General features: G+C 74.3%; 15 protein-coding genes. 5 read left to right on the top strand and 10 right to left on the bottom strand.

What is annotated here, in order from left to right:
- Positions 1-98: 98 nt before the first annotated feature.
- Complete coding sequence (locus ACIGG8_RS10320) at positions 99-599, top strand: SsgA family sporulation/cell division regulator (protein ID WP_350521351.1); 501 nt, start codon at positions 99-101, stop codon at positions 597-599.
- Between the two features lie 53 nt (positions 600-652).
- Here the strand turns inward: ACIGG8_RS10320 and ACIGG8_RS10315 are convergent, their stop codons facing one another.
- The 3 genes from ACIGG8_RS10315 to ACIGG8_RS10305 all read right to left on the bottom strand — a co-directional run bounded on the left by ACIGG8_RS10315 (position 653) and on the right by ACIGG8_RS10305 (position 3,770).
- The gene (locus tag ACIGG8_RS10315) at positions 653-2,089 is read right to left on the bottom strand and encodes a GAF domain-containing protein (RefSeq protein ID WP_396546910.1); all 1,437 of its coding nucleotides are present in this window, start codon (positions 2,087-2,089) and stop codon (positions 653-655) included.
- Between the two features lie 146 nt (positions 2,090-2,235).
- Positions 2,236-3,357, bottom strand: a complete 1,122-nt coding sequence (locus ACIGG8_RS10310; protein ID WP_396546909.1) for a M48 family metalloprotease — start codon at positions 3,355-3,357, stop codon at positions 2,236-2,238.
- Positions 3,354-3,770 (bottom strand): BlaI/MecI/CopY family transcriptional regulator, encoded by a 417-nt coding sequence (locus ACIGG8_RS10305; protein ID WP_350521348.1) that lies wholly within the window; start codon positions 3,768-3,770, stop codon positions 3,354-3,356. Before ACIGG8_RS10305 ends, ACIGG8_RS10310 begins: the two co-directional genes overlap by 4 nt.
- A gap of 231 nt (positions 3,771-4,001) precedes the next feature.
- Here ACIGG8_RS10305 and ACIGG8_RS10300 point away from each other — a divergent pair, with 231 nt between their 5' ends.
- The 3 genes from ACIGG8_RS10300 (at position 4,002) to ACIGG8_RS10290 (ending at position 6,072) form a co-directional block, all read left to right on the top strand.
- Positions 4,002-4,670: a DedA family protein gene (locus ACIGG8_RS10300; protein WP_396546907.1), complete on the top strand. Its 669-nt coding sequence runs from the start codon at positions 4,002-4,004 to the stop codon at positions 4,668-4,670.
- Positions 4,670-5,338: a phosphatase PAP2 family protein gene (locus tag ACIGG8_RS10295; protein WP_396546905.1), complete on the top strand. Its 669-nt coding sequence runs from the start codon at positions 4,670-4,672 to the stop codon at positions 5,336-5,338. Before ACIGG8_RS10300 ends, ACIGG8_RS10295 begins: the two co-directional genes overlap by 1 nt.
- Before the next feature lie 218 nt (positions 5,339-5,556).
- Positions 5,557-6,072, top strand: a complete 516-nt coding sequence (locus ACIGG8_RS10290) for a pyridoxamine 5'-phosphate oxidase family protein (RefSeq protein ID WP_396546903.1) — start codon at positions 5,557-5,559, stop codon at positions 6,070-6,072.
- A gap of 226 nt (positions 6,073-6,298) precedes the next feature.
- Here the strand turns inward: ACIGG8_RS10290 and ACIGG8_RS10285 are convergent, their stop codons facing one another.
- The 6 genes from ACIGG8_RS10285 to ACIGG8_RS10260 are packed head-to-tail and all read right to left on the bottom strand — an operon-like array spanning position 6,299 to position 11,481.
- Positions 6,299-6,619, bottom strand: a complete 321-nt coding sequence (locus ACIGG8_RS10285) for a multidrug efflux SMR transporter (protein WP_350521344.1) — start codon at positions 6,617-6,619, stop codon at positions 6,299-6,301.
- A 7-nt stretch (positions 6,620-6,626) separates the two neighbouring features.
- The gene (locus tag ACIGG8_RS10280; RefSeq protein WP_396546901.1) at positions 6,627-7,334 is read right to left on the bottom strand and encodes an HAD family hydrolase; all 708 of its coding nucleotides are present in this window, start codon (positions 7,332-7,334) and stop codon (positions 6,627-6,629) included.
- A 50-nt stretch (positions 7,335-7,384) separates the two neighbouring features.
- The gene (locus ACIGG8_RS10275; protein ID WP_350521342.1) at positions 7,385-8,470 is read right to left on the bottom strand and encodes an ABC transporter ATP-binding protein; all 1,086 of its coding nucleotides are present in this window, start codon (positions 8,468-8,470) and stop codon (positions 7,385-7,387) included.
- Positions 8,471-8,524: 54 nt separating this feature from the next.
- Complete coding sequence (locus ACIGG8_RS10270) at positions 8,525-9,334, bottom strand: ABC transporter permease (protein ID WP_396547020.1); 810 nt, start codon at positions 9,332-9,334, stop codon at positions 8,525-8,527.
- Positions 9,334-10,311: an ABC transporter permease subunit gene (locus tag ACIGG8_RS10265; RefSeq protein WP_350521341.1), complete on the bottom strand. Its 978-nt coding sequence runs from the start codon at positions 10,309-10,311 to the stop codon at positions 9,334-9,336. The genes ACIGG8_RS10270 and ACIGG8_RS10265 overlap by 1 nt, the downstream gene beginning before the upstream one ends.
- 6 nt (positions 10,312-10,317) lie before the next feature.
- Positions 10,318-11,481 carry an extracellular solute-binding protein gene (locus ACIGG8_RS10260; RefSeq protein WP_350521340.1) on the bottom strand — a complete coding sequence of 388 codons (1,164 nt, stop codon included), beginning with the start codon at positions 11,479-11,481 and terminating at the stop codon, positions 10,318-10,320.
- Positions 11,482-11,940: 459 nt separating this feature from the next.
- Between ACIGG8_RS10260 and ACIGG8_RS10255 the strand changes: the two genes are divergently transcribed.
- The gene (locus tag ACIGG8_RS10255) at positions 11,941-12,675 is read left to right on the top strand and encodes a GntR family transcriptional regulator (protein ID WP_396547018.1); all 735 of its coding nucleotides are present in this window, start codon (positions 11,941-11,943) and stop codon (positions 12,673-12,675) included.
- Between the two features lie 13 nt (positions 12,676-12,688).
- On the opposite strand, the gene ACIGG8_RS10250 is transcribed toward ACIGG8_RS10255, so the two are convergent.
- Positions 12,689-14,269 carry a TauD/TfdA family dioxygenase gene (locus tag ACIGG8_RS10250; RefSeq protein WP_396546899.1) on the bottom strand — a complete coding sequence of 527 codons (1,581 nt, stop codon included), beginning with the start codon at positions 14,267-14,269 and terminating at the stop codon, positions 12,689-12,691.
- Positions 14,270-14,481: the final 212 nt, after the last annotated feature.

The raw sequence follows: 14,481 nt of genomic DNA, 5'->3' as shown, positions 1-14,481 counted from the left end.
CCCCGGACGGGGGTTATTGCAACCCCCTTGCAACCCTTGCCGCCCGGCCCGGGGTGGCGCAGGCTGAGTGCATCCCACGCCGTCCCGGAGAGACCGTCATGCCGCCCGACCCGCTGTCCGCAGCCTCCAGTGCACCCCTCGCCGCCACCCCCACGGGCGGCGATGGGGACGGCTCCACCGCCGCTCCGGCGGCGGTGGAGGAGGTGCTGACCCTGCGGATCTCGCTGGGTGAGGAGGTCGTCGGCGAGGTGCGCACCCGGTTCCGGTTCGACGCCGTCCGGCCGTACGAGGTGCTGCTGACGTTCCACCTGGGGCGGCCGGACGAGGCCGACTGGGTGTTCTCGCGCGAGCTGCTGCGCGACGGCCTGCGCTCGTTGAGCGGCCAGGGCGACGTCAAGCTGTGGCCGGCGTACTGCCCCTGCCACGGTTCGACCCTGCACCTGGCGCTCGAATCCCCGCACGGCAGTGCCCTGTTGGAGGCCTCCAAGCCCCGGGTGCAGGCCTGGCTGGACCGGACGTACGCGCTGGTCTCCGAAGCGCAGGAGCGCGACTGCGGCCCCACCGACGCCGACCTGGCCGCGCTGCTCGCGGGCGGCTGACGGGCGGTCGGCGGTCGGCCGGTCGGTCGGCGGTCGGCAGCCGGTGGCGGGCCTCAGCAGCCGAGCGGGGCGTCCCCGGGGGCGCGCGGCGGCGGGACGGGTGCCGCGCCGGGCAGCCGTGCGCTCCCCGCCGCCAGCGCGGTCCGCAGCCTCCGGACGGCCGGGGCGGAGGAGGACGGCAGCAGGTCGTACGGGTCGTCCGGTCCCTCCACCGTGACCAGCACCGACTCGGCGATCCGGTACGGCCGGTGGGCCAGCAGCCCGCCCAGGTAGCGGCGCAGCCGGGACAGCTCGGCGCGGACGGTCACCGTCCGCCCCGCGTCGCCGAACAGCGCCTCGGCGAGCTGGGCGGCGGTGCTGCCCTCGCGTCCGGTGGCGAGCAGGAGCAGCAGTTCGGCGTGGCGCGGGCTGAGCGGGTGGGACCAGCTGCCGGCCGCGCCGCGGACGGACAGCTCGGGGCGGTCCGGCCGGCGCAGGTCGAGCCGGAGCCGGGCGCCCTCGGACTGTTCGGCGTCGACCGGGCCGGAGCCGTCCTCGCCGGGTGGCCGGACCGGGCGCACCAGCCAGCCGTCGGCGAGCGGTTCCAGTACGCACTCGCCGAGGCCGGGCACCCAGTGCACCGCGGCCGGTGCCCAGCCCTCGCTGGGCACCCGCAGCCGGTCGGGTGGCGGCAGCCCGGCCGCGGCGGCGGTCCACCCGGCCGCGTCCACGACCAGGGCCGGGCCGCCGACCCGGGCGAGCATCGGGGCGGCCAGGGTGCGCAGCTGGTGCAGCGCCTCCAGCCGGTGGGCGCGCAACTCGGTCTCGGCGAGCCGGGCGGCGGTGGCGGTGAGCTGGAGCAGGTAGGGGCGGATGCTGTGCGCGGGGCCGCTCAGGTTGACGGCGCCGACGAGACGCCCGGTGCCGGGGTCGTGCACGGGTGCGGCCACGCAGGTCCAGGAGTGGTGGCTGCGCAGGTAGTGCTCGGAGGAGTGGACGTGCATCGGGCGGCGGGCTCGCAGGGCGACGGCGATGCCGTTGGTGCCGACGCTCTCCTCGACCCAGCGGGCGCCGGTGATGAAGCCGATCCGGTCGGCGCTGCGGCGCAGGCCGCGCTCGCCCTCCTGCCAGAGCACGTGGCCCTCGGCGTCGGCGATGGCGAGGATCAGCGGGACGGCGCCGGTCGGTTCCAGCAGGGTCTGCCGCAGGACTGGCATGACTGCGTCAAGCCCGCTGGCGCGGCGGCGCTGTTCGACTTCGGCCGGGCCGAGCAGGACGGTGGCGGCGCCGGTGTCGGGGTCGAGTCCGAGCCGGCGCAGCCGGGCCCAGGAGTCGCCGATCTCCGGGCGGGGTTCGAGCAGGCCGGGGGCGCCGCCCTCTTCCGGGGACGGTCCGGTGAGCTCCCGTGCGGCGGCGCCGGTGAGGGTCCGCTCGTGGACCTTGGCCAGCTCCGTCGCGGTCGGCGGGGTGCGGCGCTCTGGTCGTCGGGACTGCCGTCCGGTCTGCCGCACTCGTTCCGCTCCTCGCCGCCGTTCGAGGTCGCGCCGGGGCCGACGCGCTGACGAAAGCGTACGGGTGAGGTGGGCGCGTGGGGGTGGGGTCTGCCAACTCGGCATACCGGGCGGTACGGCGGAGCGGCCCCGGGGCGCGGGCGGCGTCAGTGCCGCGCGCCCGTGCCCAGCTCGGCCGCCTCGACGGTGTGGTGCAGGTCGGCGGTGGCCTCCAGGGTGGCGCCAGTGCTCAGCGCCAGGCAGGCGGCCAGGGCCAGCGCGACGGCCCGCAGCCGGGCGCCGGGGGTGGCGGCCGGACGGGGCTGGAGCAGCGCGGCGACCCGGCGCGGGACCGGTCCGGAGTGGGCGGCGGCGGCCGCCCGGGGCCGGTCCGGCCAGGGGGAGCGGCTCGCGGCGAGGGCGGCCCGGCCGACCGCGCGGGCGGTCACGGTGCGGTCGCCGACCCGGGCCGCCGCCACCTCGTCGGCCCAGCGCTCCAGGTGGTACCCGAGGGGCGCGCGCAGTGCCCGGAGCGCCGGATGGACGTGGGCGGCGTGCTCGGCCACGGCGAGGAAGACGTGGTGGCGGGCGGCCAGGTGGGCGCGTTCGTGGGCGAGCAGGGCGGAGCGCTCGGGCCCGTTCAGGGCGCGCAGCATGCCGGAGGTGACCACGATCCGGCCCGGTTCGCCGGGGCGGCCCGGGCGGCGCAGGCGGCCGGGCAGGGCGAAGGCGTCGGCGCGCTCGTCGTCCAGGACGCTGAGCGGGGGCTCGGCGGGCCGCAGCAGGGCCGCCACCGTCGATCGGCCGGGGCGCGGGGGAGTCGCGGCCGACGGTTCGGCGGGCCCCGGCGTCGGGGTGGTGAACCGTTCCGGGGTGCGCGCCCGGCGCACGGTGGCGCCTCGGGGGCGCACGTCCGGATGCCGGTCACCGGGCGGGAGGGCGGCCCGGGCCGTCCGCAGTTCCAGCCGGCGGCGGCGGGCCGTGCGCACCGCCAGCGCGGCGAGCACGACGAGTGCCAGGGCAGCCGCCGCGGCGGCGAGCGGGGCGTCCGGCGCGGCCGCGGTGAGCCACCGCAGCGAGAGGTGGCCGAGGGCGGCGACCGGCGGCAGCTGGAGCAGCCCGGCGGTGGCGAGCAGGCCGAGCGAGCAGAGGGTGCCGCCGGCCAGCACGGCGGTGCTGCCCGCCAGCGTCCAGGCGGCGGCCCGCGGGGGCAGGGACTCGGCGAGGCGGCGGGCCAGGGGTGCGGCCAGGAGGGGCAGCAGCAGCGGGGCCCAGACGGCGATCATCATCGGCCGGCCGACCCCCGGGGGTCCGGTCGCGGGTCGTCGCCGGCGGCACCGTCGCCGAGCAGGTCGCGCAGCAGCTGCTCGTCCTCGGCGGAGAGGTCGGACACGAAGCGGGCCAGCACGGTGGAGCGGTCGGCCTCGCGGCCCAGCTCGGTGTGCATCCGGCGGGCCGCCAGTCCGGCGGTGTCCTGGACGGTCGGGGTGTAGGCGTAGGCGCGGCCGGCCCGGGTGCGCTCGACCGTCCCCTTGTCGTGCAGCCGGGCCAGGATCGTCGCGATCGTGGTGCGGGCGAGGTCCCCGCCGAGCGCCGCCTGGACGTCCTGCGGCGTCATCGGCTGCCGGGCCGACCAGAGGGCGGCCAGCACCTCGGCCTCCAGCTCCCCGGCGGGCCGGCGGGCGGACGTTACGTCGGACATGGCGGCGTTTCCTCCAAGTTTCGTCTACAGTCATGTAGACCGTCTACGTGACTGTAGACGGTCGGGCGGGGGTCCGGCTCGTGAACCCACCGGTCCGGGCGCTCCCAGTGAACCGCCGACCGCGCGGGGTCCGCGGTGCACGGCCGACCCGGGCGGGTCCGCTGCGAACCGATCGGTTCCGGGCGGATTCCGCCGTGAACCGCCCTCCAACGTACGGGAGGTCCGCCAGCCTTGCTCCAGTTCCCCGGCGATCCGGCCGTTCACCTCGCGGTGAACCCGCTGGACGCGTCCTCACTGCTCGCCGCCTTCGGCGCACTCGGCATCGCCGTCGTGCTCTTCGCCGAGACCGGCCTGCTCGTGGGCTTCTTCCTGCCCGGCGACTCGCTGCTGTTCACCGCCGGACTGCTCTGCGTGCCCGGAGCGACCCGGGGGCCGCAGCTGGAGCTCTGGCAGGTGCTGCCCGCCGCCCTGGTCGGGGCGCTGGGCGGGGCCCAGCTCGGCTACCTGATCGGCCGGCGCGGCGGCCGGGCGCTGCTGCGCCGCACCCGGCGCAAGAGCCTGCTGCAGGGCGTCGAACGGGCCGAGGAACTGCTGGCGAAGTACGGCCACGGCAAGGCGATCGTGCTCGCGCGCTTCATCCCGGTGGTCCGAACGGTGCTGAATCCGCTGTGCGGCGTGCTGGAGGTGCCCGTCCGCTCGTTCACCCGCTGGCAGGTCCTCGGCGGTGCGGTCTGGACGGTCGGCGTGGTGCTCGCCGGGTACGCGCTCGGATCGTCCGTACCCGGGATCGACCGGTATCTGCTGCCCGTCATCGGTCTGGTAGTAGTTGTCTCCGTGTTCCCCATTGTTCTCGAACTGTTCCGCGCCCGTAAGGCGCCACGTCACGGAGGTGACGCGTGATGCCCAACCGGGCCCTGGCCGTCTACGACGGCAGCGGCATCGACGGCAGCCTCTACACCCGGGTCAACGGGTGGGCGCAGTCGGCACCGCACTGGCTGGACGAGCTGATCAAGGTCTGGTCGGCACTCGGCCTCGGACTGTTCGCACTCTTCATGCTCTGGGCGTGGTGGCGCGCACGCGGCGCGGACTCCGCGGTGATGGCCAAGGTGCTGGCCTCGCCGGTGATCGTGGTCCTCGCGTACGCCGTCAACTCGGTGTTCAAGGGGATCGTCGAGGAGGTCCGGCCCTGCGCGCAGATCCCCGGCAGCATCTCGCTGGAGACCTGCCCAGGCACCGGCGACTGGTCCTTCCCGAGCAACCACTCGGTGATCGCCTTCGCCGCCGCGGTCTCGCTCTGGTTCGTCAACCGCAGGCTCGGCTCGGTGGCCGTCCTGTTCGCGGCCCTGATGGCCGCCTCCCGGGTCTGGGTCGGCGTGCACTACCCGCACGACGTGGCGGTCGGCGCGCTGGTCGGTCTGCTGGTCGCGGTGGTGCTGGCGCCGGTCGCCGGGCGCTGCGGGCCGCTCGTGGACCGGATGCGCTCCGGCGCGCTGCGGCCGCTGCTCGGACCGGGACAGCCGCCGCTGGTGAGCCCCGAGTACGCGGGGTACGGGGCGCCGCGGCACTGAGCACCCGACGGCGTCGCTCCCGCCGGATGCGGCGGCTGCCGCTGACGCCGGTGCGGCGGCGCCGATTCCGCTGATTCCACCCGTTCCGCGGCCCTTGTCCGGCCGGGGTGGCGGGTAGAGCATGTGAGCCGGGCGTGGGGCCTCCTCGGAGGCGCCCGCCCGGCTCAGTCGTGCTCGGGGCGCGAAGGCGCCGGGCGTGCCAGCGGAGGGAGTGCCGTATGCCGTACAGACTCGACATCGCGCAGGGGGACTGGCCGGGCGACCTGCTGCACAAGGGCGTCGAGGGGCTGCTCGGGGAGGCCATGGTGCTCACCCTCGCCACCGCCGGCCACGAGCACGGGCCGCACGCCAACCTGGCCTTCTTCGCGTACGACGACGACCTCGTCCTCTACTTCGTCAGCGAGCGCTCCACCCGGCACAGTCACCACCTGGCCGAGGAGGCCCGGGCCGCCGCCACCGTCTTCCTGCCGCCGCCCGTCTTCGGCGAGCAGCTGCGCGGGCTGCAGCTGACCGGCAGTGCGGGCGAGGCCTGGGGGCGGCAGGCGGAGGCGGCGCTGGCCGCGTACCAGGGGCGCTACCCGTCCTTCGCGCAGGACGAGGACGTCCGGCGGCAGTTCCTCACCGGGGGCGGGGCGGCGGCGCTGTACCGCTTCCAGGTGGAGGAGCTGACGGCGGTGGACGAGCCGAACTTCGGCCGCCGCAACTACCTGCGGGCCCGGGTGGTCCGGTCGTAGGCACGCCGGGCCTCGCCGTCCGCGCCTCGCCGTCCGCGCCCCGAGCCTCTGCGCCCCGAGCCTCTGCGCCCCGAGCCTCTGCGCCTCTGCCACCGTGCGCAGGCCCCTGATCCGGTCCCGGCGCCGGGAACGCCGCGGAGCGGGAAGTCGGCACTTCCGACTTCCCGCTCCGGTGGGCGAGTCGACCAGCCCGTCAGTCAACCGACGGTCCGTCGGGACGCGATCGTCAGTGGCTGCCCTTGAGGTTGAGCACGACCACCCCGACGATCACCAGCGCGATCCCCACCCACTGCAGCCGGCCGAGCGACTCGCCGAAGGCGACCACACCGATCCCGGCGACCGCCGCCGTGCCGGCCCCCGACCAGACCGCGTAGGCGACCGAGACCGGGATGTGCTTGAGCGCGCGGCCGAGCAGCAGGAAGGAGAGCGCGTACCCGAGGCCGACCCCCAGGCTCGGCCAGAGGCGGGTGAACCCGTCGGTGAGTTTGAGGCAGCTGGTGGCGCAGACCTCGCTCAGGATGGCGAGGGCGAGCAGGACGTAAGGCATGTCGGGATCAAACCGCCGGAGCGGCGGTGAGCTTCCCGAGCAGCGCGAGATCGGCCTGCTCCAGGCTGGCGAGCAGCGTGATCCGCTCCCCGTCCGGCATCGGCGTGGCCGTGGACGGCACGGCGAGCACGGCGCAGCCGGCCGCGCTGGCGGAGGCGACCCCGGTCGGGGTGTCCTCGACGGCGAGGCAGACGGCCGGGTCCAGGCCGAGCCGCTCGGCGGCGGCGAGGTACGGGTCCGGGGCGGGTTTGGTGCGCTCGGTGTCCTCGGCGGCCAGGGTGACGGCGAACCAGTCGCGGCCGATGGCGGACAGCACCAGGTCGACGACCCGGCGCGGGGAGGCGGAGACCAGCGCGGTGGGCACCCCCGCGTCCTGCAGCGAGGCCAGCAGGGCGAGCGCGCCGGGGCGCGGCACCGTTTCGGCGGCGACCTTGCCGGCGAAGGACTCGCCCAGCCGGGCGGCGACCTCGGCCTCGTTGAGGGTGGTGCCGCTGACCCGGTGGAGGTGGGCGGCGGTGTGCTCGACGGCCTGGCCGAGCACTTCGGGGGCGTCCTGGTCGGTGAGCGGGTGGTGGAGTTCCGCGGCGATCTCGACGGCGGTCTGCCACCACAGCTGCTCGGTGTCGACCAGGGTGCCGTCCATGTCGAAGAGGACGGCGGCGGGCAGGGCGGCCCCGGCGGGGGCCGCGGTTCCGGTCACTACGGGTTCAGGCATGGCGGTACCTTCGGTGGTTCTCGAAGTCGGAGCAGGGACGTGCAAGGCTCTCAGGCCGGGCGGCGGTCCACCAGCACGGGGCGCTCGGGGAGGGTGAGCTCGGCGCGCGAACCGGCCGGCAGCGCGGCGGTGGCCTCGGTCGGCAGGTCGGCCTTCACCTCGGTGCCGTCGTCGAGGCGGACGGTGAGCCGGGTGACGGCGCCCAGGAAGGACGCGTTGACCACCAGGGCGGGGCCGTTCTCGGCGGGCGTCAGGTCGACGTTCTCCGGGCGGACCAGCACCTGCAGCTCGCCGTCGGCCGGGACCTCGCCGTCCACCGCGTGGCGGCGGCCGAGCACCTCGACGCCGTCCGAGGTGCGGGTGCACGGGATGCGGCTCATGGTGCCGACGAACTCGGCGACGAAGGCGGTGGCCGGCCGGCCGTACAGCTCGGACGGCGTGGCGCACTGCTCCAGGCGGCCCGCGCGCAGCACCGCGACCCGGTCGGCCATCGACAGCGCCTCCTCCTGGTCGTGGGTGACGAACAGGGTGGTGATGCCCAGTTCCTGCTGCAGGCGCCGGATCTCCTCGCGCAGCTGCAGCCGGACCTTGGCGTCCAGCGCGGACAGCGGCTCGTCGAGCAGCAGCACCCGCGGCTGCAGGGCGAGCGCGCGGGCCAGCGCGATGCGCTGCTGCTGACCGCCGGACATCTGGTGCGGGTAGTGCTCGGCGCGGTGCGGCAGGCCGACCAGCTCCAGCAGCTCCTGGGCGCGCTTGCGGCGGTCGGCCTTGCCGGTGCCGCGCATCCGCAGCCCGAAGGCGACGTTGTCCAGCGCGGTCAGGTGCGGGAAGAGGCTGTACGACTGGAACACCATGCCCGCGTCGCGCTTGTGCGCCGGGATCGCGGTGATGTCCCGGCCGTCGACCAGGACCTCGCCGGAGTCGTGCTGCTCGAAGCCGGCCAGGATGCGCAGCGCGGTGGTCTTGCCGCAGCCGGACGGGCCGAGCAGCGCGAGCAGTTCGCCCGGGTGGACGGTGAGGTCCAGGCCGTCGAGGGCGGTGGTGGCGCCGAACGAGCGGCGCAGCGAGCGGAACTCGACGGTGGCGCTGCCGGGGGCGAGCGCGACGCCGGTGACGGGGGCGGGGGCCGTGGTCATGGCAGGGAACTCCTGGAAAGCGGGGGGTGGTTCAGGACCGTACGGGCGGTGCGCTCAGGAGCGCGCGGTCTTGCGGCCGCGGCCGACGGCGGACATCAACAGCAGGACGAGCCAGACGATCAACAGGCTGAGCATGGAGACCGCGACGGACATCTGGCCGTCGCTCTTGCCGTTGGAGTTGATCCACACCGAGAAGGGGGCGAAGCCGAGGATCGAGGCGGTGGTGAACTCACCGAGCACCAGGGCGACGGTGAGCACGGCCGCGTTCAGCAGCGCGCTGCGCAGGTTCGGCAGGACGACGGTGAACACCGCGCGCAGCCAGCCGGCGCCGCAGTTGCGGGCGGCCTCGACCAGGGTCACGACGTCCACGCCGCGCAGGCCGGCGTCGATCGCCCGGTAGGCGAAGGGCAGCGCCATCAGCACGTACGCGATGACCAGGACGATCGGGAACTGCGGGTCCTGGATCGCCACGATGGTCTGGAACAGCGGGGTGTCCTGCAGGTAGTCCGGGCCCCAGCGCAGCACGCCGATGATGCCCGTGGTGAGCGCGACCACCGGGACGACCAGCGGCATCGAGCACATGACCTCGATCACCGGGCGCAGCTTGGGCGCGCCGAGCCGGGCGGCGAGCATCGCCGGGACGAGCAGGAGCAGCAGCACCGCGACGGTGACGCCGGCCAGTTCGAGGCTGAGCACCAGGCTGTCGGTGAAGCCGGGGGCGTTCAGCAGCTCGGTGTAGGCGCGGAAGCTGGTGCCGCCCTTGTTGTCGTCGATGCTGAACCACAGCGAGGCGGCCATCGGCACGGCGAAGTAGACGCCGCAGAGCAGCAGGACCAGGCCGCGGCCGAAACGGATGCGATCGATCAGGCGAGCCACTTGGCACTCCGGCGCTGAAGGGGCAGGTACACGGCCATCACCAGGCAGGCGACCACGATCATGTCGAGGCCGAGGGCGAGGGCGAGGTTGCCCTGGCCGACCAGGACGTTGCCGGACAGCGCGTCGCCGATCTGCATCGAGATCAGCGGCACCGAACTGCCCACCATGGCCTCGGCGGTGGCGTACGCGGCGAAGGAGGCGCCGAACAGCAGCACGAAGCCGCCGAGCAGCGAGGGCAGCAGGACGGGCAGCGCGACGTGCCGCCAGTACTGCAGCGAGGTGGCGCCGTTGTTCTGGGCGGCCTCGCGCCACTGCACGCGCAGGCCCTCCAGGGCCGGCGTGATGGTGATGACCATCAGCGGGACCAGGAAGTAGAGGTAGACCACCGAGAGGCCGGAGAAGGTGTAGAGGCTCCAGCCGTGTGCGGTCAGGCCGAGCTTCTTGGTGACCTCGCCGGAGTTGCCGAGGGTGGCGACGAACATGAACGCCAGCGGCACGCCGCCGAAGTTGGCGAGCACGCCGGAGGCCGACATCACCGCCTCGCGGAACATCCGGAACCGGGAGGTCGCCACGGCCTGGGCCAGCGGCAGGCCGACCACGGTGGCGATCAGCGCGGTCAGCAGCGAGAGCTTCACGCTGCCCCACAGGGCCGTCCAGTAGGCGCCCTGGAGTGAGCCGGTGAGGTTGTCGGTGGTGAAGGTGCCGCCGCCGTCGGGTGCGTCCGAGGACGTGGTGAACGCGCCGATGGCGATCGCGACGGCGGGCAGGCCGAAGCCGATCACGAAGAACAGCAGCAGGGGGAGGGCGGCGAGCCAGGCTCGGCCGCCGCCGCCCCGGCGCTTGCCGGAGCGGGGGGCCTTGGCCGTGCGGGCCGAGGCCGTGGTGGGGGTTGCGGGGCCGGGGGCGCCCCCGCCGCTCTGGGCGGCGGAGGCGGTGGCCGGCACCGGGGTGGGAGCCGTGGTCATCTCAGGTCAGCCCGCGATCGCCTTGGCCCAGTTCTCGGTCACGGTCTTCTTGGCCGCGTCCGTCTGGTCCTGGGTCGGGAAGGTGGTGAAGGGCTTCTCGACCGGCGGGAGCTTGGCGGCGGCGGCCGCGTCCAGCGTGCCGGCGGCCTTCATGGCGTCGAACAGGGCCGGGGTGGCGTAGCCACCGAGGAAGCCGTTCTGGCCCTGGGCGCTGTAGAGGTACTCCTCCCACAGGCGCGCGGCGGCCGGGTGCGGGGCGTCCTTGTTGATCGCCTGGTTGTAGTACTGGGCGTAGGAGCCGTCCGAGGGGATGGCCACCTGCCAGTCGATGCCCTTGTCCTTGAACTTGTCGGCGTAGCCGGCGTTCAGGTACGACCAGTCGATCGAGATCGGGGTCTCGCCCTTCTCGATGGTCGCCGGGGTGACCTCGACCGGGTTGAAGTTGCCGGCCTGCTTGACCTTGCCGAAGAAGTCGATGCCGGGCTGGATGTTGTCCAGCGAACCGCCGTTGGCGAGCGCGGCCGCGTAGACGGCACCGAAGGCGGCGCCGGCCTTGGTCGGGTTGCCGTTGAGGGCGACCATGCCCTTGTAGTCGGGCTTCAGCAGGTCGGCGAAGGTCTTCGGGCAGACGGACACCTTCTTGGCGTCGCAGCCGATCGACATGTAGCCGCCGTAGTCGTTGTAGTGCCGACCGTCGGCGTCCTTCATGGTGGCCGGGATCTTGTCGAAGTCCGTCACCTTGTACGGGGCCAGCAGGCCCTGCTTGGCGGCGCTCAGCGCGAAGGCGGAGCCGAGGTCGACGACGTCGGGGGCGCGGTCCTGGCCCTTGCGGGAGGTGACCGCGTTGATCTCGTCCTGGCTGGAGCCGTCCGGGTTCTCGTCCTCGATCTCGATGCCGTACTTGGCCTTGAAGTCGTCCATCAGCTTGCCGTAGTTCGCCCAGTCGCGCGGCAGCGTGATGACGTGCAGCTTGCCCTCCTTCTTGGCGGCGGCGACCAGCGCGTCCATGCCGCCGAAGTCGGCGACCGAGGTGGCGGTCTTGGCGTTCTTGCCGCCCGCGGCGTCGCCGGACTTCGCGGAGGAGCCGGCGGAACCGCAGGCGGTGAGGGAGAGCGCGGCGGCGGTCAGGACGGCCGCGAAGGCGGCGGTACGGGCGCGGTGCACGGACACGGGTCAGTCTCCTGATAAGGGGGAACTGCGAGTGGGCGTCTCGATCGGGGGATCTGGCGAGTGGCGGTCCGGAGTCGTCCGGGCTTCGGGGGCTGTTCGGAACCGTCCGAGTTGACTAGCCAACTTCGCTGACGGAGGTAAGTACGCCGGAGCCCGGTGACGGGAAGGTGAACGGACGGCCCAGAACCGGGGTCGGCTACGGGAACGGTGGAATCCGGCCATCGGAGCGTGATCCGTTCGGTGCGATGCTTCGAAGGCGTAGCGGGATAGGGTCTGGCTGTCCGCGCCGGTACCGCTGCGCAGGACACCGCCCCAGGAGGGACATTGACTGACGTGGCAACCGAGCCCCAGCGCCCCGAGGCCGAGGGGCGCCCGGCCGCGAGAGAGCACGCCGGCACCGAGGAGCGTCCCGTCAGCGGGGACCGCCCCGCCGCGACCGGGGAGCGGGCCTCCGGCGCGCTGTACCGGAAAGTGGCCGCCGACCTGCGCGAGGCCATCACCACCGGCGCGTTCGGCGAGGCCGGCCGGCTGCCCGCCGAGGGCGCGCTGGCCGAGCAGTACGGCGTCTCGCGCGGCACGGTCCGTCAGGCGCTCGCGGTGCTGCGCTCCGACGGGCTGGTCACCTCCCGCCGCGGCACCCGCCGGGTGGTGCTCGGCGGCGCGCGGGTGCAGAGCTTCTCCGAACTGCTCAGCTTCACGCACTGGGCGTACTCCATGGGCGAGGAGCCCGGCGGCATCCTGGACTCGCTGGTGCGCCGCCCGGCGGACGCCGCCGAGCGCGAGCAACTGCGCCTGGAACCGGGCGCCGAGGTGTACGTGACGGTCCGGCTGCGGACGCTGTCCGGCACGCCGGTGATGGTCGAACGCACCGTCTACCCGCCGCGGGTCGGCGAGATCGTCGCCGAACTGCCGCCGGACGTGGTCTCGCACACCGAGGTGCTGCGCGAGCACGGCATCCTGTTCACCGACGCCGACCACACCATCGACATCGTCGCCGCCAACGCCGAGGACGCCCGGCTGCTCGGCTGCCGCCGCGGTGGCCCGCTGCTGCGCGAGCGGCGCCGGACCACCGACCCGACCGGCACCCCGGTGGAGTGGTCCCAGGACCGCTACCTGCCCGGGACGGTGGCGTTCAGCGTGCACAACTCCCTTGCCACCTCCGCACTTTCGCGGCACGCGCGGGAGATGGACTGAGCCGTCCCCCGCGCTACCGCATGAGGGCGGCGAGCAGCGGCCGGTAGTGGTCGAAGCCGGGGGTCGGCGCGCCGGCCACCTTCGCCTGCTCGTCCCAGCGCCGTACGGCCACCGCGTCGACCGCGCCGGGGAGTTCGGCGAAGGCGGCGGCCTCGGCGTCGGACATCGGGCCGCCCTGGACGCTCAGCGTGTACTCGGAGGCCGCGGACAGCCGGTCGCGGTACCCGGGCTCGACCGCGCACAGGTAGCGCTTGGCCGCCACGTGCAGCCGGACCGGCTCGGTGACCTCCGGGCCGAACCAGCGGGCCAGCCAGTCGGCGCCGGTGTCGCTGTGCCGGTTGTCGTTCCCCTGCATCAGGTCCCGCCCGTGCAGGGCCCCCTGGAAGTGGCCGACGTCGTGCAGCAGGGCCGCGGCGACCAGGTGGTCCGGCGCTCCGGCGGCCTCGGCGGCAGCGGCGGCCTGCAGCATGTGCTCGGCCATGGTGACCTCCTCGCCCAGGTACTCCCCGGCGCCCTCGCCCGCGAACAGCCCGGCGACCGCGTCCAGGGCGGCGGCGCGGTGGTGCAGCACGGCGAGGGTGCTCGACAGCGAGTCCAGGTCGGCGTAGCAGCCCTGGAGGTGCCGGTGGCCGTCCTGCCGGAAGGCCGTACGGGCGTGCAGCAGGCGGGTGTTGTCGAAGACCAGGCAGTCGCCGGGGCCGAGGCGGAAGGTGAGCTGCAGCTCGGGGCGCAGGGTGATCGCGGCGAAGCGGCGGTAGGCGGCGTAGAAGGCGCTCAGCTGCTCACCGCTCCCGCGCAGGGTGCCGATCGAGCGGTTGTTGAACCGCACCTCGCGGATCCGGCCGAGGGCGTCGACGTCGATCAGCGGACGGTCGGCGCGCAGCTCGGTGCGGCGGTCGCGGAAGACGAAGGGGACAGGCGTGCGGGTCAGCGTCTCGAAGTCCGCTGGCGCCTCCGCGCGGAGGACCGCCGCGGCCTTGAAGCCGTCCACCAGGCCGGAGTCCCCGCCGGTCGCCGAGTTCTCCAGGCAGTGCAGCAGCTGCAGCGTCGGCACCGGGTCGCGGTACGGGTTGTCGGTGTGCGGCGCGATGGCGGCGCTGGTGAAGGCGAGGTTGTTCGGGTCCGGCTCGACCCGGACGTCGAACAGCTCCCCGTAGTTGGTGACCCGCACGTACCCGAAGCTCTCCGCCACCCGCAGCACCTGCCGCTCCACGGCCGGCACCCCGCGCAGCACCGCGAACCCGCTGCGGCGGACGGCGGCGAGCACCGCGGCCTGCTCGGCCGGGTCGGTCAGGTAGGTCTCCCACTCCGCCTCGGGGATGCCGCGGGCGAAGTCCGCGGCCGCCCAGAGCCGCTTGCCCTGCTCGGTGCGGCCGTCCCCCTCGTCCTCCTCCGCCAGCCGGTCGAGCGGGTAGCGGGAGCGGTGCCCGTCCGACCAGAGCACCTCCAGCCGACCGTCGGACTCGGTGCTCGCCGCGATCGTCAGGTCCTCGGGCAGGTCGTTGATCTGGAACAGCTTCTGCCCGTTGCGCGGGTCCCGGCACTCGGCGCACGGGCAGTTGTCGCGCAGCCAGTACGGCGACGGCTCGGTCATGGGGTGGTCTCCTGTTCGGTGGCTTCCGGAGCGAAGTTGTATAGCCAACTTCCCCCCTTGCGGGAGCCTGCCTGCCCGCGATGAGCTCCGCGTGCCCGATGGGTGAACGCTGCGCGAACTGTGCGGGGGCGGCCCCCGAAGCCGGTTGTGCGGCGCGGTCCGGACCTGCTCGGCATGGTGGGCGTCTACGGCGAGTACGTCCGGGGTTCGGA

Source organism: Kitasatospora sp. NPDC085464 (genome assembly GCF_044541955.1).
Taxonomy (GTDB): domain Bacteria; phylum Actinomycetota; class Actinomycetes; order Streptomycetales; family Streptomycetaceae; genus Kitasatospora.
Note: the sequence above shows the minus strand (reverse complement) of the source record. Positions and strands in the feature narration are given on the sequence as shown.